The following is a 19,527-nucleotide window of genomic DNA, read 5'->3' on the forward strand; positions in this document are numbered from 1 at the left end:
GTTTGTGAAAGGTGAAAATGGATTTCCGGCTACTTGCTTTCCTGTGGGCTCGCCTGTCTCGCTATCCCATCGGAGTCAAGTAGCCTTCCAATCCATAAAAAGGTTATCCTTTTAGCAAAGATTTTCACTACTCCTTTTATGGAGGGGTGTTGTCACTCATCACTTCTCCATCTTGAAAATAAGGGTCTTTCCTCTCTCTAATAAGACAAATAAAGGGTTATTTAGTTCCCAACGGCTAGTATGAAAAAGGAAAAGACACTTTTGCAGAATGGTTGATTGGAGTGGAGGCAGCGGCACTCCTTATTTTTCTGCACCTAATGCACGTGGAACCATCGTTTCTACCACATAATTCTCTTCTTCATACAGTATTTTTTTTAGCTCGATACCAAAAAACGACTGCATTCTTTCCTCCGTCATTATTTCACGTACAGCGCCATATACAACACCCTTATCCTTTGCCGTCATCAGGACCCGATCAGCTAAATAAAAGGCATGATTAGGATAATGCGTGTTAATAATACAAGAAATGCCACGCTCTCTCGCTAATTGCTTGATTGTTTGTAAAATAGTAATTTGTTTTTGAATATCCAAATGTGACTCTGGTTCATCTAAAATAAGTATTTCTGGATCGGCAACCAGTGTGCGAGCTATTAAAGCCAGCTGTAGCTCGCCGCCACTTACCTCATTGCATGATTTTTTTGCTAAATGGACGATACCAATTGTATCTAATGCCAAATGCGCCGCTTCTAAATCTTTTTTTGATGGTTGGGCCAATGTACTAATAAAAGGGGCTCTTCCCATCACAACAAGCTCTTCTATTGTAAAACCAAATACCATTTTATGAGCTTGCGGTACATAGCCAATACGTTGCCAAAGCTCCTTACGCTTGACAGTAGACAATGGCTTGCCATCTATATAGGTTTCTCCCTGCTTCCACTCTAGTAACCCTGTAATACATTTGAGCATCGTTGTCTTTCCAGCACCATTAGGACCAAGGATGGCCATAATTTGTCCTGGTTCCAGTGTAAAATTAATATTGTTTTCATAAAGATTTTGGGATTTCTTACGATGCTTTTCATAATAAAAATTGCCATTTTTCACTTCAATTATCACGCCCATCCACCTCCAGATTTACGCAGTAAATAAGCAAAGAATGGTGCACCAATAATCGCTGTTAAAATCGATAAAGGTATTTCTGTTGCTGTTATAGAACGTGCTAAATTATCAATTACTAACAAATAGACGCTTCCAATAGCAATCGACATTGGTAATACATGCTGATTATTGTTTCCAACAAGCATACGAGCAACATGTGGAATAATCAAACCCACCCAGCCAACAATTCCTGCAACCGCAACAGATACCGCAGTAATCAAAGTGGCACCAAATATAATCATCCATTTCAAAGGCACTACAGAAATTCCCATTGATTTTGCCTCATCCTCTGGGAGGGTTAAAATATTTAATCGCCATCTTAGGAAATAAAGTATTAACATACCGATAATAATCAGTGGTCCACCTATATATAAATCTTTATAAGTAACCGTTCCTAAGCTACCCATCAACCAATAGGTAATCGCAGGTAGCTTTTCCTCTGGGTCAGCTACAAATTTAGTTAACGAAATAAGCGCATTAAACAGTGCCGATGTAATAACACCTGCTAAGACAAACATAAAAATAGGAGCATTTTTGCGTGCGCCAGCAATTAAAAACGTAAAGCCGATAGCACCTAATCCAAAAAGCAATGCCATTATCTGTGTGGCAAAATTTTGCCCAAACAATAATATCCCAAGAGAAGCACCAAAGCCAGCTCCCGCCGAAACACCTAAAATATCTGGTGATACTAGCGGATTACCAAACATTCCTTGGAAGCTAGCACCTGCAATTGCTAAACCTCCACCAATTAACAATGCGAGAAGAATACGTGGCAAGCGAATATTGATAATAACCGTTTCTTCCATCTCTGTCCATGTCGGCTCTATAGGGAAAATCTGTGAAGCAAGAATCTTTAATAGCTGCTCGATACCAACCTCAAAGCGTCCTACACCAAGAGAAATAACGGCAATCACCAAGGGGAGGAGCCATAAAATAATCTTTTTCCAGTTTTGCATTTACCAATCATCCCTTAATATTTAGCTGCTTCTGAAGACGGATTTAAAATAGCTTGAATATCTTCATCTGTCACATCGTATTCATAAAAATCTTTATAATATGCTTTAATCTCATCCTCTATTTTATAATCAAATAGCGCTGGGTGATTTTTTTGTGCAAGCCACTTTAACATTAAAGGTGCGTCTCCACTAGGTGGGAACCAACGATAAATGCCTAATGGAATCTTATACACTTTACCCTCCTGAACTGCCTTCACCTGACTCCAATCCTGCCCAGCTATCTTATTTTCAAGCAAATCAGCTGGCTGTGTTTCTGTAAAATTGGTAATAAAAATAATATCTGGATTCCAAGTATATACCTGTTCCATATTGACTTCTTTTTGTCCTTGGATATCATTTTCAGCTACATCAATTGCTCCCGTCGCATTGAGCCATTGATTACCAAAGAAGTTTTTCCCTCCAATTGTAATCGACTTTTCATTATGTCTAAACAACATCATCGCGCGAGGCTTATCTTTTTCTTCAATCGTTTTTAACTTTTCATCTAATTGAGCTTGTACTTTTTTGCCTTCCTCTAGGAAGCGATTAGCACGTTCTGTTGTGCCTGTTATTTGACTTGTTATTTCTAACCAGCTATTAAAGGTAGCTAATGGCTCTGCCGCAGCTGCGTCAATTGCCTTGAGCGCAACCACAGGAATACCTGCCTCTGATACTTTATGGATTGATTTCTCATCTGTTGCAATCTCTATATATAATTGTGGATTTACTTTCATTAATTCTTCCACATTGACTTCACCATTCTGAATAAACGAAGTATCAGCCTTTAAAACATCTGGAGACATTTTTGCTAGCATCGAATGTTTTGCTGCATTATACGAATTTGGATGCATACCAGCAATTTCTTTTGTAGAATTTGTTGCTACATACCAAGTAGAGAAGTATGGAAGAATGCCTCCCATTACAACACGCTCAATCGAATTTGGTACTGTTACTTCACGTCCTAATTGGTCAACTACAAGCTTCTCTTCCTTTGTCGTTTGTAACTCTGATGATTGTTGCTCCACCTGAGGCTTAGTATTATTTTGCGTCTCTTCGTTGTTATTATTACAAGCTGCCAGCAACATTGTTAGTGCTACAGCAGCGACAAGTCCATACTTCTTCAATGTTTTTCTTCCTCTCTTAACCATTTTGCCATCCCATGTAAAAACGGCTTTGATTGATCAATAAAACCTAGTCCAATATGAAACATCGGATCAAGTGTAGTGACAACTAGTTCTCCATTAAAGCTCACATTATCTACATAAAATAACGATCGTCCATTTGGAATATCTAATAACGATTGCGCTCCTTGTGGTGGTAAAAAAGAACCGTGATAATGCCATTTCATATCATGCAATGTCACGTATTTAAAAAGTGGATGCACATTATTTTGCATTTTCATCGGTAAATCACCGCCATCTCTCACCCACCAACTAAAATTGACCTCAGAATCTTCCCAATCAATTGTCGGAAACCAGCAATCCAATATTTCACCAAAAATAATCAGTCTTTTGCCAGCATTAACAAATTTCAGTAATTGTGACTGATACCGCTTTAAAGAACGGATATCTAAGCGACAAGATAAAATAAGTGTGTCATACTTTGTTAAATCATATTGATGAAAGTGGCGAATATGTAGCACTTCATCATATAAATAATGAAATTCTTGCTCTGCAAAAAAGCGATTTTGAAATGGTAAGCCATTCGTCACAATCCCTATCATTTGCCCATACCTCCACTTGCATAATTGCGATTAGCTTCCTCACGAATACAATCTAGCATTTGCATACTAAGCTTTTTCGATGTATTTTCTTCATGCATAAATACCTTGTAAATATCGGTACCTGCCCCTGCAAAAATGGTGCCATTTGTTGAGTGTCGATCAACATAAAGTATCGGTACACCACTTTGATCTGTAATTAACACTTCCGCATGTGCTGGTAATTCTTCAAAATAGCCACGAGAAAAGAAGCCCCGTACACCTTTTCGATAATTAATATCATATGGCTCTATCCCTTTAAATAAAGAACAATTAGCTTGTTCAATCATGATTTCGCGATCTTTCAATGGAATAGGAGAGCGTTTCCAATTAGCTACATTTGCTAACCATGGCAATGATATTTCTGTCAGTGAAAAGATAACACCACCCTGTAGCAAATATTCATCTAAAATCATTTTATGTTCTAGTAGAAATTGCTCTTCTACATGATTTGTGATAATTATTCCTGCATAGGCAGTTAAATCAACATAGGGTAAATCATATAAATATAAAAATACTAAGCCACGTTCACGATCCTCAGCCGTTAATCGAGTAAACTGAATATCAATGCCAACATAAGCAATAGGTTCCACTAGTTCTCCTACTTTCTTTTATCAAAAAATTTCCGTACCAATGACGAGCAAATTCCAAAATAATTAATTTAATACCACAAGCTTATTTTTCTACACTATGTACGGCAAGCTTTCCTGTCAAAACCTTGAACCAACATACTACTAGCACTTGCGTCTCAAATAGAGCTATTAGTAATCGTTTTGCGCACTTAGCATTCCTTATATTTGCCCTTTCTTTAGCCAAGGTAAAAATCCTCGTAAGAAGCGTTCTGTTGCCGGCATAAAATAAGATCCAAAATGATAATCTGGATCCAATGTTGTATTGACCCAAATCCCATTTGTGTTCACTCGATCAATATATAAGACGGCCCCACCATCATCTGTCGATACTAAAACTTCACAGCCCTCACTTGGCCAGTACACACCATGTTGATGCCAAGTTGCATCCTCCAGTGTAAGGTAATTCTTAAATAAATCATGCGTTGCCTCTATTAAACGCAAGCCACTATCAGCATTAGGCTCTAGCCACCACCAAAAATTAGTTGGCCTAGATTCCCAATTATGCATTGGCAACCAATCTCTGTGCTGAGGGCCAAATGTGACCACTACTTTACCTGTATTCGCAAAATCATAGATCTTTTGAATATTTTTATCTAATAACCCTGTATGAGATTGAGAAGGGATGATTAATACATCGAAGGCATCTAAATTTTCTTCCTCTAACTGACGCACTGGAATCAATTGATCGATATACTGAGCGAATTCAGATGTCTTATATGTACGCCAATGTTGTGAACTACCACTATACATAACAGCTATTTTACGCACTACTTGACACTCCTTTCCGCTAAATACATGTATTCTTCTTGTACCCATTGCATTAGCTGTGTAGGAATACGACTGGTTGTTTTTGATGATGAAGGTGTCATGCCTCCAATATTAAAGAGATTATTACCTGCATGCATAAAAATAGTCCCATTTGTTGAGCTTCGGTCAATAAATGTCACAGGCTCACCGTCTGGCAAGGTTAATAATATTTCCGCATCTGTAGGTGCTGGATGATGTCCACGAGCAAAAAATCCTTTGACACCTTTATTTATTGTCATATCTTCTTCCTTTACACCTGCAAAAATTCTGTGTTTTTTCGCAATTGAGATGTCATAATCCCAATGATTTCGAATTTCCTTTGCAATAAATGCCTGCTGTCCTGGCAACCAATTTGTGACTAAGTTACCGAAGAAGCATACAATCTTTTTACTTGCCAAAAAATCTGCGATAATTTGCTTCTTTTCTTGCAAAAATTCTTGATCGACAAACCCTAAAATTATCATACATTTATAAGAAGACAGCTCAATATTCGGTAAATCATACATATCTACAATTTCAAAATTTTCATCTGCTTTGCCTTGAGAAAAAATATTACATGGATGAACAACAATATAGTCTTTTGACATCTTCATACCTCCTTGCATTTCGAACTATATCACCATTGATAACGATTATCAATATCATGTAAGGTGTAAGATTTTAATTTTCGCTGTCCACTTATCCGTTTTTCTCGAATTATAAAAATCTCCTATTGTACTATTACATTTTCTTATAGAATGCTATAAACCTACAAATGAAGGATGATATTCTATCAAAAATGATTCTTGGAAGTCATCGCAAAAAAGCTATATAAATTCCTCCAAGTGCTACCATACTGCTGGCATAGATGCTCAATTAAGATAAAAAAACCCAAACAATTACGAATCAGTAAATAAGAGCTTCGTATATTGCTTGGATTAATTTAGAAAATATTTTAATAAATATAATAGAAGAAACACTATAAAGGATTTATTTACCTTTATAAGTTTAACTTACCTGATAGACTCTATCTTCAATTTCTTCTTTATACGTTCACAAAATGCTTGTTCTTGCTCATTTAAAATTTGGTTACGGTTAAATACAATACCATTTTTTCGTTTAATAGATAGACCTTTCACATATTTAAACGTTAATTTATCTAGACTATCCTCTATTGATTTATAAGGTAAAAAGGATACGCCCATACCCTGCTGCACAGCCTTCTTAATAATTTCAAAATTAGTCATCTGTATATAATAAACAGGTACTGCCTTCTGATGTAAAGCTTGTTTAATATGCTGATTCAAATAAGAACTTTGGGACAATAGCATCGATAAGTTTTTCAAATCTCTTGTATAAATGATTTGACGACTTGCTAAAGGATGATCATTTGTCATCACTAATACTAATTCTTCCTCAAATAAAATATCGATATCAAATGACTCGTGAACAATCTTATCAGCATCATAAATCGGCATCACAGCAAATTTGGCATGGTTTTCTACTAAACTACTTTTTAAATCTTCATAGCAATAGCTATTAATTTCATATGGATATTGTTTATATGTGCTATTATTTTTATCAAATAGCTCATCAAAAAAGCTATCTGCAATATAGTGACTTATATATAATTTGATATTTTCCTGTTGTGTCTGCTTTACTGCTATTCGCAATTGTTGGTCCATTTCCTGCATCTTCTGCGCATAAGCCAACACCATTTCACCTTGTGTAGTTAACTCGATTTGTCGCTTTTTCCGTGAGATCAGCTGGCAGCCTAATTCACTTTCCAATTGCTGAATATGCTGAGAAACTGTTGGTTGGGAACAAAACATCTGCTTCGCTGTTTCAGTAAATGATTTGTATTGTGCTAATAAAATAAATGTTCGGTAGCGCTCATTCATCGTAACCCATTCCTTCATTTTTAATTGATAATTATTATCAATTATAATACTATTTTTTATGCATAAAGTAAAATTTAATATCCATAGGGCCACATCTTCAAGTTATTACCTTTTATTTATTTTATTCAACGACAAGCTGCATTTAAGAAAACAATTGTAAATAAAAAAGGAGTGTAGATAAGCGAATGAACATCCGCTTTTTCTACACTCCTTTATTCAAATTATTTTTTCGCTACAATGTGGATTGGGTTGCCAAGTAATACTTCAGCAGTTTCCATTGTAATTTCACCTAATGTTGGGTGAGCATGAATTGTTAAAGCGATATCTTCAGCAGTCATGCCGCCTTCAATCGCTAAGCCCATCTCAGCGATCATATCAGATGCACCAGCACCTACGATTTGAGCACCGATTAATAAGCCATCTTCTTTACGAGCAACAAGCTTCACGAAACCTTCTGATTGGTTTAATGCAAGCGCACGGCCGTTTGCTGCGAATGGGAACTTCGCTGCAGTGTATTCAATGCCTTCTGCTTTCGCTTGTTCTTCGTTGTAACCAACTGTCGCCATTTCTGGATCTGTGAAACATACAGCCGGTACAGCAAGATAATCAACAACTGATTTTTCACCAGCAATCGCTTCAGCAGCAACTTTACCTTCGTAAGAAGCTTTATGTGCAAGCTGAGGACCTGCAACGATATCACCAATTGCATAGATGTTTGAAATATTTGTACGACATTGTTTGTCAACATTGATTAGACCGCGTTCACCGAATTCAACACCGATTTCAGCAAGGCCCATTTCATCTGTATTTGGACGACGACCCACAGTTACTAATACATAGTCAGCTTCAACTTTCTTCTCTTCTCCACCAACTTCATAAGTTACTACTACGCCGTTTTCAGTTTCTTCAACGCCTTTTGCAGATGCGTTAACTTCCATTTCAACGCCTTTCTTTTTAAGGCCTTTTTTCACGATTTGCGTCATTTGTTTTTCGAAGCCAGCTAAAATATCTTTTCCGCCTTCGATAATTGTAACTTGTGAACCTAGGTTTGCGTATGCTGAACCTAGCTCTGTACCAATATATCCGCCACCGATAACAACTAATTTACCAGGAACTTCTTGTAAAGAAAGTGCTCCAGTAGAGTTTAGTACGCGATCAGAGAATTTGAATGTTGGAATTTCAACTGGACGAGAACCTGTTGCAATAATGACATTGTTAAATGTGTAAGTTTGAGCAGATTCACCATTGATGATACGCACTGAGTTAGCGTCAACGAAATAAGCTTCACCTTGTACAATTTCAACTTTGTTACCTTTAAGTAAGCCTTCAACACCGCCTGTTAATTTTTTAACAACGCTGTCTTTAAATGCTTGTGCTTTTGAGAAGTCTAATTTCACATCAGAAGCGATGATTCCCATGTCATCTGAATGTTTAGCTTGCTCAAAACGGTGACCTACTGAAATTAATGCCTTTGATGGGATACAACCTACGTTTAAGCACACACCACCAAGTACATTTTTTTCAACGATTGTTACTTTTTGGCCAGTTTGAGCTGCACGAATTGCTGCTACATATCCTCCAGGACCTGAACCAATGACAAGAGTATCTGTTTCGATTGGGAAATCTCCTACTACCATTTTGTTACGCCTCCATTAATAATAATTCTGGCTCACTTAACAAACGCTTTAAGTGATTTAAAGCATTTTGTGCAGTGGCTCCATCGATCATACGATGATCAAAGCTCAATGATAATGCTAACACAGGTGCGGCTACAATTTCACCATTTTTTATTACAGGTTTTTCTGAAATTCGACCAATACCTAGTATAGCTACTTCAGGATGATTAATTACTGGCGTGAACCATTGTCCTCCCGCAGAGCCAATATTCGTAATGGACATGGAAGCACCTTTCATTTCATGTGGCGCAAGCTTGCCTTCACGGGCTTTCGTCGCTAACTCATTGATTTCATTAGACACTGCAAATACAGATTTGCGATCTGCATGCTTAATAACGGGTACTAATAGGCCTCTTTCAGTATCAGCAGCAATACCAATATTATAGTAATGCTTTTGAATAATTTCTTGCGTTGCATCATCTAATGAGCGGTTAAATTCAGGGAACTCGCGTAAAGTTGAAATAAGTGCTTTTACTACATATGGTAAATATGTTAATTTGACACCTTTTTCAGCAGCGATATCTTTGAATTTTTTACGATGTGCTACAAGAGCTGTTACATCGACTTCATCCATAAGTGTAACATGCGGAGCTGTTTGTTTCGAGTGTACCATTGCTTTTGCAATCGCTTTTCGAATACCAGACATTTTCTCACGAGTCTCTGGGAATTCCCCTTCAAGAACTACAGGTGCTGCTGGAGCTGCTGCCTCTTGCTGAACTGTTGCATCAATTGTTTCAATAGTTGCCGTATCAGCCTCTACAGAGCCACCACCTTTTAAGAAGTTTTCAATATCTTCTTTTAAGATTCGACCATTTTTACCTGTACCCTTCACTTCACGGATGTTAACATCTTTATCACGTGCAAATTTACGTACAGAAGGCATTGCAATCACACGTTTTGTTTCATCAATCACTGTCTCCGCTTTTTCAGGAGCTTTTTCTGGTGCCTTTTCCTCTTTAGCAGGAGCTTTCTCTACGTCCTGACCAGACTCTGCAGTTGCCTGAACTTGTGCTTCTGTTTTTTCTTCAGCATGATGATCACCTTTTAGCTTTAAGTCCTCATAGCCAGGTGCATCCAAACGGATTAGGACATCGCCAACTACAGCAACTGTTCCTTCTCCTACTAAAACTTCCTCAACTGTTCCTTCAACTGGTGAAGGAATTTCTACTACCGCTTTATCATTTTGGACTTCACAAAGAATATCGTCTTCTTTTACTGTATCTCCAGCTTTAACGAACCATTTCACGATTTCGCCTTCGTGAATTCCCTCGCCAATATCCGGTAATCTGAATTCAAATGCCATGTGTACCCATCCTTTCTAGTTACTGTTGTTCAAGTTTAGAAGCTTTATTAGAATGTTAAAACTTTTTTCGCTGTTTCCATTACATCTTTGTAGTTTGGTAACCAAACACCTTCAGCTTGTGGGAATGGGTACACAGTATCTGGTGCAGCCACACGAAGAACAGGAGCTTCTAAGCTTAAAATTGCGCGCTCTGTAATTTCTGCTACTACGTTTGCAGCGATACCTGCTTGTTTTTGAGCTTCTTGGACAACGATTGCACGACCTGTTTTTTCAACTGATGCGATAATTGTTTCCACATCGATCGGTTGAATTGTACGTAGATCAATGACCTCTACAGAATGTCCTTCTTTTTCTAGTTCTTCAGCAGCCTTTAAGCTTTCATGAACCATTAAACCGTAAGCAACAATTGTTAAATCAGTACCTTCACGTTTTACATCTGCTTTTCCTAGTGGAATTTCGTATGCTTCTTCAGGTACTTCTTCACGGAATGAACGGTATAGTTTTAAATGCTCTAAGAAAATAACTGGGTTGTCATTACGGATAGATGAAATAAGTAAACCTTTTGCATCATATGGTGTTGATGGAACAACAACTGTTAATCCTGGTTGTGCTGTCATTAAGCTTTCTAAGCTATCAGAGTGCATTTCAGGTGTGTGCACACCACCACCAAATGGTGAACGGATTGTTACTGGTGCATTATATACCCCGCCACTACGGTAGCTCATACGTGCTAATTGACCACTGATTGAATCCATTACTTCATAAACGAAACCGAAGAATTGAATTTCAGGAACTGGACGGAATCCTTGAAGAGAAAGACCGATTGCTAAGCCACCAATACCTGATTCTGCTAATGGTGTATCAAAAACGCGATCAACCCCAAATTCTTTTTGTAGGCCTTCTGTCGCGCGGAATACCCCACCGTTGACACCTACATCTTCCCCGAATACAAGAACGTTTTCATCATTCTTTAATTCTGTGCGAAGTGCATCTGTAATTGCTTGAATCATCGTCATTTGTGCCATAGGTTATTTCGACTCCTTCTCTTTATAGATTTCATACTGTTCTTTTAAATTAGATGGCATTTCGCCTTTATACATGTTTTCCATTAATTCTGTTACTTTTTGTTTTGGAGCAGCATCTGCTTTTTTAATTGCTTCTTTAATTTCTTCTTTTGCACGTTCGATTACTGCTTCTTCTTTCTTTTCATCCCATAAACCTTTTGCTTCTAGGTATTTACGGAAGCGAACAAGTGGATCCTTTTGTGCCCATTCATTATCTGTATCAGATGTACGGTAACGTGTTGGGTCATCCCCAGCCATTGTATGAGGACCATAACGGTAACACATTGTTTCAATTAATGTTGGACCTTCACCATTAACTGCGCGCTCACGTGCATCACGCGTTGCTACATAAACTGCAAGCGCATCCATTCCATCTACTAAAATACTTGGTAAACCAGCTGCCACACCTTTTTGTGCAATTGTTTTAGCAGCTGTTTGCAATTCACGAGGTGTTGAAATTGCATATTGGTTATTTTGTACGATGAAGATTGCTGGTGATTTAAACGCACCTGCAAAGTTAATTCCTTCATAGAAATCGCCTTGAGAAGAACCACCGTCACCAGTATAAGTTACTGCAACAGCTTTTTTCCCACGCTTTTGTATACCTAGTGCAACACCTGCTGCTTGGATATATTGAGCACCGATAATAATTTGTGGTGCTAGAACATTTACACCCTCAGGTACTTGGTTCCCCATAAAATGTCCACGAGAGAATAAAAACGCTTTATCTAAAGGTAAGCCATGCCATACAATTTGTGGTACATCACGGTAACCTGGTAAAATCCAATCTTCTTGTTCTAACGCAAAATGAGAAGCAAGTTGCGAAGCTTCTTGACCAGCAGTCGGCGCGTAGAAGCCTAAACGACCTTGACGGTTTAGTGAGATTGAACGTTGATCTAAAATACGTGTATAAACCATACGTGTCATTAGTTCAACTAGTTCCTCATCTGATAATTGTGGATCTGCCTCTTTATTTATAATTTCGCCTTCTTCATTCAAAATTTGAAACATTTCAAACTTATCTTCGATTTCAGTTAGCGTTTGTTTAGCATCAAAAATATTATTGTTTTTCTTGCTCATTTGTCACATCTCCCTTTCAGCTGTATTAAAATAAATCACCTTTTTAACTAGTACAACTTATTCTTGAAATTCAGTATACTGAATAAAATACTGTCGGTCAATCATCTATTACTGCTCTATACAAAGATTTTTTCTAGAATAACAATCAAACATTGCTGTCCTATACTGTATCAGTAATATTCAAATTCTGTATTACAACACCTTATTTACACCGTACAGCTCATACGTTTTCTCACAGCTTTTCCCCTAGTAGAATACCCCATTCTCGAAAATCTAATAGCATTAGAAAAATTTTTTGAGTATATTCAAATAAGGTCTTTTTTCATGTGATTGTTTTAAGACGTGATGTATACTTATTAATAAGGCACTACAAAGTTGAAAGGAAGATTACTATATGATTTTAATGGATGATATTATCCGCGAAGGTCATCCGACTTTACGCACAAAAGCAGAGGAAGTTAAATTCCCTTTAACTGATGAAACAAGAAAGCTTGCAGAGGATATGCTTCAATATTTAATCAACAGCCAAGATCCTGAAATGGCCGAAAAATATAATTTGCGTAGTGGCATTGGCTTAGCTGCCAATCAGGTAAATTGCTTACAGCGTATGTTTGCCCTTCATTTAAAAGATGAGGCTGGCGAACAATTAAGCTTTGTGGCCATTAATCCAAAGATCGTTAGCCACTCTGTCGAAAACACATACCTATCAGCAGGAGAAGGATGTCTTTCTGTTGATCGTAATATTCCTGGGTATGTGCCACGTCATGCACGCATCACAGTAAAATTTAAAACAATTGATGGTGAAGAGAAAAAGATGCGCCTTAAAGGATTGCCAGCTATTGCATTTCAGCATGAATTAGACCATCTGAATGGTGTTATGTTTTATGACCGAATTAATGAAAAAAATCCATTTGCCGAAATACCAGATTCAATCCCATATGAGCGAGACTAAAAACAAACCTCGGCAGTTATCCACATCTGCCGAGGTTTGTTTTGTTTATATTCTAGTTATACGTTCATTAATCGTTTCAATTAACGCAGGTAGCTCTGCCATAGTTTCAATCGTATAATGAGCGCCAGTTTCTTCAAAAATGCATTTCGTTTTCGCTATCACTTGCTGTTGTTCTTCAGCAGTTAATGCTTGGAACTCTGCTTCAGAAAGTCCCATTTCTGAACTTCCAATAATAACACCAACAGCCCAAACACCTGCATTCAAGGCCTCCATTATATCTGAGGTTGTATCGCCAACCTTCACAACTTGCTTTGTTGCTTTTGACCCTAATGCCTCCATATTTTTAAAAATCATGAATGGGTATGGTCGTCCTTTATCCCCTACCTGTGTAGGTGTTACGAAAAAATCAGGTTGATAACCCTTGTCAGCTGCATGTCTTGTCACTACTTCCATCATGGAATCAGTATAGCCTGTCGTTGAGCCAATTCGAATTCCCGCTTCTCTCAATTGCTGTACGGTCGCTTTCACATGCTGGATAGGATCTGTATAAGTTGCCAACGATTCCATTAACTTTGTTTCGAACTGCTTGTATAATGCACTTACATTTTCTTCTGTAAAGGCTTGTCCATGCACACGTTGCCATTCTTCAGCAATTCTTGGCATTTCCAGCATCGTACGAATATGGTCAATTTTCAGCATCCCCATTGGTTTACGAGCCTCTTCCAGTGTAACTTTGACACCTGCATCTTCAAAAATTGTTAAAAAAACATTTACAGGGGCAAAGCAACCAAAATCTACTGCTGTTCCTGCCCAATCCAAAATAACCGTTTCAATTTTCATTCGTTTTCACCACCATATAATTTTCTATAACCTCACATAACGTCAGCATATCTTCCTCATGAATATCACCAATATTGCCAATACGGAATGTATCCACATCAGTCAACTTACCAGGATAGATGACAAAACCCGCTTTTTTCATTTCCTGATAAAAATGCTCAAAAGTAAACTCATTGTGTGGGAATAAAAATGTTGTAATAATAGGTGATTGAAGCTCTTTTGAAACGTACGCTTCAAACCCAAGCACTGACAAACGAGAGCGAAGTATATGATTATTATGCGCATAGCGCTTATAGCGGGCATCGATTCCACCTTCATCGATTAACTCCTCAAGCGCCTTCGCAAAAGCTGCCACTACATGAGTAGGTGATGTGAAACGCCACTTTCCATCTTGCTTCATCACTTCCCATTGGCTATACAAGTCTAATGCTACGCTACGGGCTTGTCCTTTACATTTTTCTAAAGCTTTTGTGTTCGCGATAACAAATCCAAAACCTGGCACACCTTGAATACATTTATTGGCACTACTAATGCAAAAATCAATATGCAAATTGGATACATCCATCGGTACACCACCAAAGCTACTCATCGCATCCACGATAAACGTTTTATCGAATGAATGAACAACTTCTCCTATTTCCTTTATTGGATTTAAAATACCAGTAGTTGTCTCACAATGCACTACGGCTACATGTGTAATACTTGCATCTTTTTCAAGAAAAGCTTGAACTTCTAATGATGATGGCTGTTCATCGTAAGGGACACTATAAACAACATGTTGTAACTTTAAAACGTTAGCCATTTCAACAATTCGCTCACCATAAGCACCATTTGTTAGAATTAGTACTTTATCGTTATCACCAATCGCAGTTGTTAGTACAGACTCTACGACAAAGCTTCCACTTCCTTGCATAAGCACCGTGGTATATTCAGGCTCCTCGACATGAGCTAACGCTAAAAGTTGCTTGCGAATCACTTGTGTCACATTTTTATAGTCGTCATCCCATGTACAACGATCTTTTAACATTTCCTGTTTTACCGCTTCAGTTGTTGTCAATGGTCCTGGTGTCAATAATTTATAGTTACTCATCTGCTATAACTCCTTATCGCTGCGCTTCTTTAAAGAAGGCTTGATGTTTTTCTAATAAATCAACCGTTAATGTTGTATCCCATTTTTTTAAATAAGCTGGAACATACTCATCCTTTACCTGTTCCCCTTCATATAGAGCTACAGGATACTGCTCCAATAAACCACTGCGAGCCTCCGTTGCGATCACCTTTGCCATTTCTTTAGCTAAAGCTTCATCACCTTCTTTATCCACAACAGCCACAGATTCCGTTAAAGTGAAGTTTCCTTCTGTCGGGTCAATATATTCAATCGGCAATCCTTCGTTTTTAGCATCAATCGCTTGAATACGTAAACCAAAGCCTGCAGCAACCTCACCAGTTTTCACCTTTTTGATAGGGCCAGAACCTGAGCTTTCAATATGTGGGCCAGCATTTTTAATTAAATCAGCTAACACCTTTTGTCCTTCATCGTCACCATATTCCTTTATAATGGCTTGTACTAAAAGCCAGCCTGTTGAGGAATCCATAATATTTGGGAAGGATACTAATTCCTTGTAAGCAGGGTCTGTCAAATCCTTAATCGATTTCGGTACTGCTAGCCCTTTTTGTTGCAATATTTCTGTATTAATAAAGATGGAGCCAATATTGCCTAAAATTGGCAGTGCATATGTAACTCCTCCATCAAGCGGCTTTAAGTCCGAAGAAATATCTACAAACATGGCTTTAGAGGTTTGAGCACTTTCTATAAAATAGGAAGCCATCGTGACAACATCTGCTTCAATATCTGTCCCTTCTGCCATCATTTTGCCACCTAACTCAGAAGTACCGAATGATTGGATTAAATACTTACCTTGATAGCCCTTATCATCTAATGTGGATTCCATTACTTCAATTGCTTCATCATCAGCATTTGAATAAATAATGACTTGCTCTTTGGAATCAGCTGCAGCCCCTCCACACGCAGCTAAAACAACCCCCGCTGCACTAATTGTCCCTAACATCATGCTTGTTGACTTGTTCATTTTGATATCTCCTCCGCTTTTTCTTTATGTGCTGTTATATAATCACAACCTAATTTCACAATGAGGTTTGTACATAAAATGAATATTGATAGTACGAAAATATCGGTGTACTTTGCGAAATGCTGAAGCTCTTTGATGCGTGTTGAGACAAGCATTGTCTTCGTGCTGACAAGGAAAATAACACCACTAACCGTGACCATAGCATTTAAAAAAAAGTAACTAAACATTTGATAAATCGTTGGTCTAATATTCGGCAAAATAATTCGTCTAACGGTTTTTAACCAAGAATCCTTTAATAGCTCAGCTGTCACCTCCCATGTAGGGTCCATCTTTTGTAATGAATTTTTCGCCATTAAATAAGGTGTCGTAAAAAAATGAACAATATTACATGCAACAATGATGAAAAATGTACCTTTTAATGAACTTCCATTAAAGAAAAACAAGTAGGACAATCCAAGCACCATTCCTGGTACTGTATTTGTAATCATGGAGGCTACATCTAAGCTTTTTCTTCCTTTTAACGGTGTCCGAACATTGAGTAGCGCTGACAGAAATGTAATGACCACGCCTAATATAGCCGTTAATACTGCCACGATAAGAGAATTGACATATACCTTTATTAAATCCTTCTCTGCTAGTACATTTTGAACATGCTCTAATGTAAAGCTGAAGTTATATGGATAGCCTTTCGTAAAAGGCACAATAAACATCGTTGCAAAAATGATGAATACGATCGTCACACAGACAATTGAATAAATAGTAAACAACGTGTCACGCAGACGATGCTTTACAAGGTCACTTCGCCCACCTTGTTTATAGTGAAAATTGAAACGCTCTAAAATTGTTAATAGGGCAACACCAAGTACGGCAGGTACTAGCATTAACACTGATATCACTGCGCCACGCTCAAAATGGACAATGGAGCCTAACATCGCTTGATAAAGTTCAGTGGCAATCACTGTGTAATTTCCACCAACAGATGCGGGTATACCAAAGTCTGTGAAGCTTAAAATAAACGTTAAAATAAAAGCACCACCAATCGTACCTAACATTGGACGGAATACAGTATGATAAAAGCGACGAAGTGAATGATCATGCATTAACATGGAAACCAGTAAAAATCGTTTGTCGATATATTGCATGGAGTTTTGCATTAAAATAAAAGCGACTGGCAATGTGTATAAAACGTAACCAAGCACCAAACCGTTGTACCCGTAAATTGTAAAAAGGGGTTGCCCCACTAATTTCGTTAGAATTCCTTGATTACCAAATGTATAAATCAGCACAAAACCATAGGTGATGGTTGGCAGAAGCATGGGCAAAGTAATGCCTATTTGCACAAGCTTTTTCGCATGGCGATGCATCGTTGTAAAATGAACAGCATAGGCCAATAAAAAAGCTAAAATGGTTGTAATCACTGAGGCTACAAAAGAAACTTTAAAGCTATTGATAAAGGCTTCTCGAATTTCGATATTTTGTAAAGCATCTATATAATTTTGAATGGTCACCACATTTCCTATTTTGAAAGACTGCCAAAACATATAAAGTAATGGCACAATTAAAAAGAATAGGAAAAAAATAAGAATCGGTAGAAAAATCAATTTCATCATTTTATTCGTTTTAAGCATATGTTTCTCCAAACAATTGATAGATGTTATGTCGCTTAATATGAAGCTGCCTTAAAATAAAGTCCTCAATAAATTGATTTTTTGGTGCTGTTACTATTTCATGAGGCGTACCAAATTGAGCAACTGTTCCCTCATTAATAATCATGACTTTATCAGATAATGTGAGGGCTTCTTCTGGATCATGTGTCACGATAATGGTTGTCAATTTAAATTCACGGGCAATAGATTTAATACGCTCCTTGATGGATTCCTTAATGACGCCATCTAATGCACTTAGTGGCTCATCTAACAATAGTATTTTAGGCTGCATCACAAGTGTCCTCGCAATGGAAACTCGTTGTTTTTGCCCACCAGATAATTCGTGAATCTTTTTCTGCAGATGAGGTGTTAGCTCTAAAAAATCGATATATTCTTGTATCTCCTCTTTGGACATTTGCACGTTCTTATTTTTCAAACCATAAACGATATTGTCGTATGCATTTAAATGAGGAAATAACGCAAAATCCTGAAACACAATATTAAACCCTCTTTCTTGCATCGACTGCTTGGATATATCTTGTCCATTGTAGACAAGCTGACCAGCCGTTTGATCTACAAGCCCTAAGATGATATTGAGCAAGGTAGTTTTACCACAACCACTTGGCCCTAGTAACGAAATGATTTCACCTGATTCGATGGTTACGTTGATATCTACTAAAACTTTCTTATTTTTATAGCTTTTTGCGATATTTTTTAGCTCTAACAAATTGGTCACCTCTCTCAGTTCTTAGCTTTAGTATAGTGACCATTTGTAAAGGAAAATGCATTTTTGTGTAAATGTTGAGTAAATTCTGACTAAGTATTGACAAAGTTATGATTATTTTGAGTAAATATCTAGTAGAGGTGATAACATGTATATGATAGAAAGACAACATCAAATTTTGCAGTATGTAAGACAACATAAGGTTGTTAAGTTAGTAACACTCACAAAAGAATTTAATGTTTCGATGGAAACAATTCGCCGCGATGTCCAACAGCTGATGCATGATAAGAAAATTGAAAAGTTTTATGGGGGTATTAAATATATTGAGCCTGTTGAGGGAATAATCGATCAAAGACTTCATGAGCAGTTAGCAGAGAAAATCGCCATTGCCAAAGCTTGTGCCTCACTCGTGGAAAATGGGGAGTGTATTTTTGTCGATAGTGGAACCACTACCTATCAAATGACCCCCTTTTTATTGAACAAGGAAAAATTAACAGTAGTAACAAACTCACTACCTATAGCATTTGATCTAATCGGCTCTAATATTGAGGTTATACTAATCGGTGGTAAAGTTCGTCATTCCGAAAAATCAGTGACATCGAATGAGTTTTTATTCCGCTTTGAACATTTGAATATCAATAAAGCGTTTATATGTGCTAGTGGCGTTTCCATTGAAAAAGGTATTTCTGATTTTAGTTTGGATGAGGCAATTACTAGAAAACAAATTATCTCTATCTCCCAAACAGTTTACGTTGCTACAGATTCCTCCAAATTTAATAAGGATGTAGCGATTCAAGTTTGTCCTTTGACTGACGTAGATGTCATTATCACAGACAATGCACTTTCTAAAAAGACGATTCAGCATTTTTCCGATAAAAGCGTTCAAATAAAAGTCGTCAACATTGAGGAAAACCAGTCATAATA

At 37.5% G+C, this 19,527-nt stretch carries 19 protein-coding genes; 2 read left to right on the plus strand and 17 right to left on the minus strand.

What is annotated here, in order from left to right:
• Window positions 1–300 precede the first annotated feature (300 nt).
• From CRI88_RS03845 to pdhA, 12 genes are all read right to left on the minus strand, one after another.
• Window positions 301–1,113, minus strand: a complete 813-nt coding sequence (locus CRI88_RS03845; RefSeq protein ID WP_101966402.1) for an ABC transporter ATP-binding protein — start codon at window positions 1,111–1,113, stop codon at window positions 301–303.
• Window positions 1,110–2,111, minus strand: coding sequence for a FecCD family ABC transporter permease (locus tag CRI88_RS03850; RefSeq protein WP_036125460.1), 1,002 nt, complete (start codon window positions 2,109–2,111; stop codon window positions 1,110–1,112). The genes CRI88_RS03845 and CRI88_RS03850 overlap by 4 nt, the downstream gene beginning before the upstream one ends.
• A 14-nt stretch (window positions 2,112–2,125) precedes the next feature.
• Window positions 2,126–3,274 carry an ABC transporter substrate-binding protein gene (locus tag CRI88_RS03855; RefSeq protein ID WP_058843443.1) on the minus strand — a complete coding sequence of 383 codons (1,149 nt, stop codon included), beginning with the start codon at window positions 3,272–3,274 and terminating at the stop codon, window positions 2,126–2,128.
• On the minus strand, window positions 3,271–3,873 hold the full coding sequence (locus tag CRI88_RS03860; protein WP_036125464.1) for a hypothetical protein: 603 nt from the start codon (window positions 3,871–3,873) through the stop codon (window positions 3,271–3,273). Before CRI88_RS03860 ends, CRI88_RS03855 begins: the two co-directional genes overlap by 4 nt.
• Window positions 3,870–4,502 carry a hypothetical protein gene (locus CRI88_RS03865; RefSeq protein ID WP_036125465.1) on the minus strand — a complete coding sequence of 211 codons (633 nt, stop codon included), beginning with the start codon at window positions 4,500–4,502 and terminating at the stop codon, window positions 3,870–3,872. The genes CRI88_RS03860 and CRI88_RS03865 overlap by 4 nt, the downstream gene beginning before the upstream one ends.
• A 198-nt stretch (window positions 4,503–4,700) precedes the next feature.
• On the minus strand, window positions 4,701–5,309 hold the full coding sequence (locus tag CRI88_RS03870; protein ID WP_058843442.1) for a hypothetical protein: 609 nt from the start codon (window positions 5,307–5,309) through the stop codon (window positions 4,701–4,703).
• Window positions 5,309–5,935, minus strand: coding sequence for a phosphate starvation-inducible protein PhoH (locus CRI88_RS03875; protein WP_101966403.1), 627 nt, complete (start codon window positions 5,933–5,935; stop codon window positions 5,309–5,311). The genes CRI88_RS03870 and CRI88_RS03875 overlap by 1 nt, the downstream gene beginning before the upstream one ends.
• Before the next feature lie 405 nt (window positions 5,936–6,340).
• On the minus strand, window positions 6,341–7,246 hold the full coding sequence (locus CRI88_RS03880; protein ID WP_036125556.1) for a LysR family transcriptional regulator: 906 nt from the start codon (window positions 7,244–7,246) through the stop codon (window positions 6,341–6,343).
• Between the two features lie 203 nt (window positions 7,247–7,449).
• On the minus strand, window positions 7,450–8,865 hold the full coding sequence (lpdA, locus tag CRI88_RS03885; RefSeq protein ID WP_036125472.1) for a dihydrolipoyl dehydrogenase: 1,416 nt from the start codon (window positions 8,863–8,865) through the stop codon (window positions 7,450–7,452).
• A 4-nt stretch (window positions 8,866–8,869) separates the two neighbouring features.
• Window positions 8,870–10,207 carry a dihydrolipoamide acetyltransferase family protein gene (locus CRI88_RS03890; RefSeq protein WP_101966404.1) on the minus strand — a complete coding sequence of 446 codons (1,338 nt, stop codon included), beginning with the start codon at window positions 10,205–10,207 and terminating at the stop codon, window positions 8,870–8,872.
• Window positions 10,208–10,254: 47 nt separating this feature from the next.
• A complete protein-coding gene (locus CRI88_RS03895) occupies window positions 10,255–11,232 on the minus strand; it encodes an alpha-ketoacid dehydrogenase subunit beta (protein ID WP_036125477.1) in 978 nt (325 codons plus the stop codon).
• 3 nt (window positions 11,233–11,235) lie between these two features.
• The gene (pdhA, locus tag CRI88_RS03900; RefSeq protein ID WP_058843438.1) at window positions 11,236–12,351 is read right to left on the minus strand and encodes a pyruvate dehydrogenase (acetyl-transferring) E1 component subunit alpha; all 1,116 of its coding nucleotides are present in this window, start codon (window positions 12,349–12,351) and stop codon (window positions 11,236–11,238) included.
• A 394-nt stretch (window positions 12,352–12,745) separates the two neighbouring features.
• Here pdhA and def point away from each other — a divergent pair, with 394 nt between their 5' ends.
• Window positions 12,746–13,303, plus strand: coding sequence for a peptide deformylase (gene def, locus CRI88_RS03905; protein ID WP_036125484.1), 558 nt, complete (start codon window positions 12,746–12,748; stop codon window positions 13,301–13,303).
• Between the two features lie 45 nt (window positions 13,304–13,348).
• Here def and phnX read toward each other — a convergent pair whose 3' ends face one another.
• Genes phnX through CRI88_RS03930 form a run of 5 tightly spaced genes read right to left on the minus strand, consistent with a single transcriptional unit; the run spans window position 13,349 to window position 18,606 of the window.
• Window positions 13,349–14,143: a phosphonoacetaldehyde hydrolase gene (gene phnX, locus CRI88_RS03910; protein ID WP_101966405.1), complete on the minus strand. Its 795-nt coding sequence runs from the start codon at window positions 14,141–14,143 to the stop codon at window positions 13,349–13,351.
• Window positions 14,133–15,233: a 2-aminoethylphosphonate--pyruvate transaminase gene (phnW, locus tag CRI88_RS03915; RefSeq protein WP_101966406.1), complete on the minus strand. Its 1,101-nt coding sequence runs from the start codon at window positions 15,231–15,233 to the stop codon at window positions 14,133–14,135. The genes phnX and phnW overlap by 11 nt, the downstream gene beginning before the upstream one ends.
• Before the next feature lie 13 nt (window positions 15,234–15,246).
• A complete protein-coding gene (locus CRI88_RS03920) occupies window positions 15,247–16,233 on the minus strand; it encodes an extracellular solute-binding protein (protein WP_101966407.1) in 987 nt (328 codons plus the stop codon).
• The gene (locus tag CRI88_RS03925) at window positions 16,230–17,861 is read right to left on the minus strand and encodes an ABC transporter permease (protein WP_036125493.1); all 1,632 of its coding nucleotides are present in this window, start codon (window positions 17,859–17,861) and stop codon (window positions 16,230–16,232) included. Before CRI88_RS03925 ends, CRI88_RS03920 begins: the two co-directional genes overlap by 4 nt.
• Window positions 17,854–18,606: an ABC transporter ATP-binding protein gene (locus CRI88_RS03930; RefSeq protein ID WP_058843433.1), complete on the minus strand. Its 753-nt coding sequence runs from the start codon at window positions 18,604–18,606 to the stop codon at window positions 17,854–17,856. Before CRI88_RS03930 ends, CRI88_RS03925 begins: the two co-directional genes overlap by 8 nt.
• 151 nt (window positions 18,607–18,757) lie before the next feature.
• Between CRI88_RS03930 and CRI88_RS03935 the strand changes: the two genes are divergently transcribed.
• On the plus strand, window positions 18,758–19,525 hold the full coding sequence (locus CRI88_RS03935; RefSeq protein WP_101966488.1) for a DeoR/GlpR family DNA-binding transcription regulator: 768 nt from the start codon (window positions 18,758–18,760) through the stop codon (window positions 19,523–19,525).
• Window positions 19,526–19,527: the final 2 nt, after the last annotated feature.

The organism is Lysinibacillus fusiformis (assembly GCF_002845985.1).
In the GTDB taxonomy this organism is placed as follows: Bacteria; Bacillota; Bacilli; order Bacillales_A; family Planococcaceae; genus Lysinibacillus; species Lysinibacillus fusiformis_D.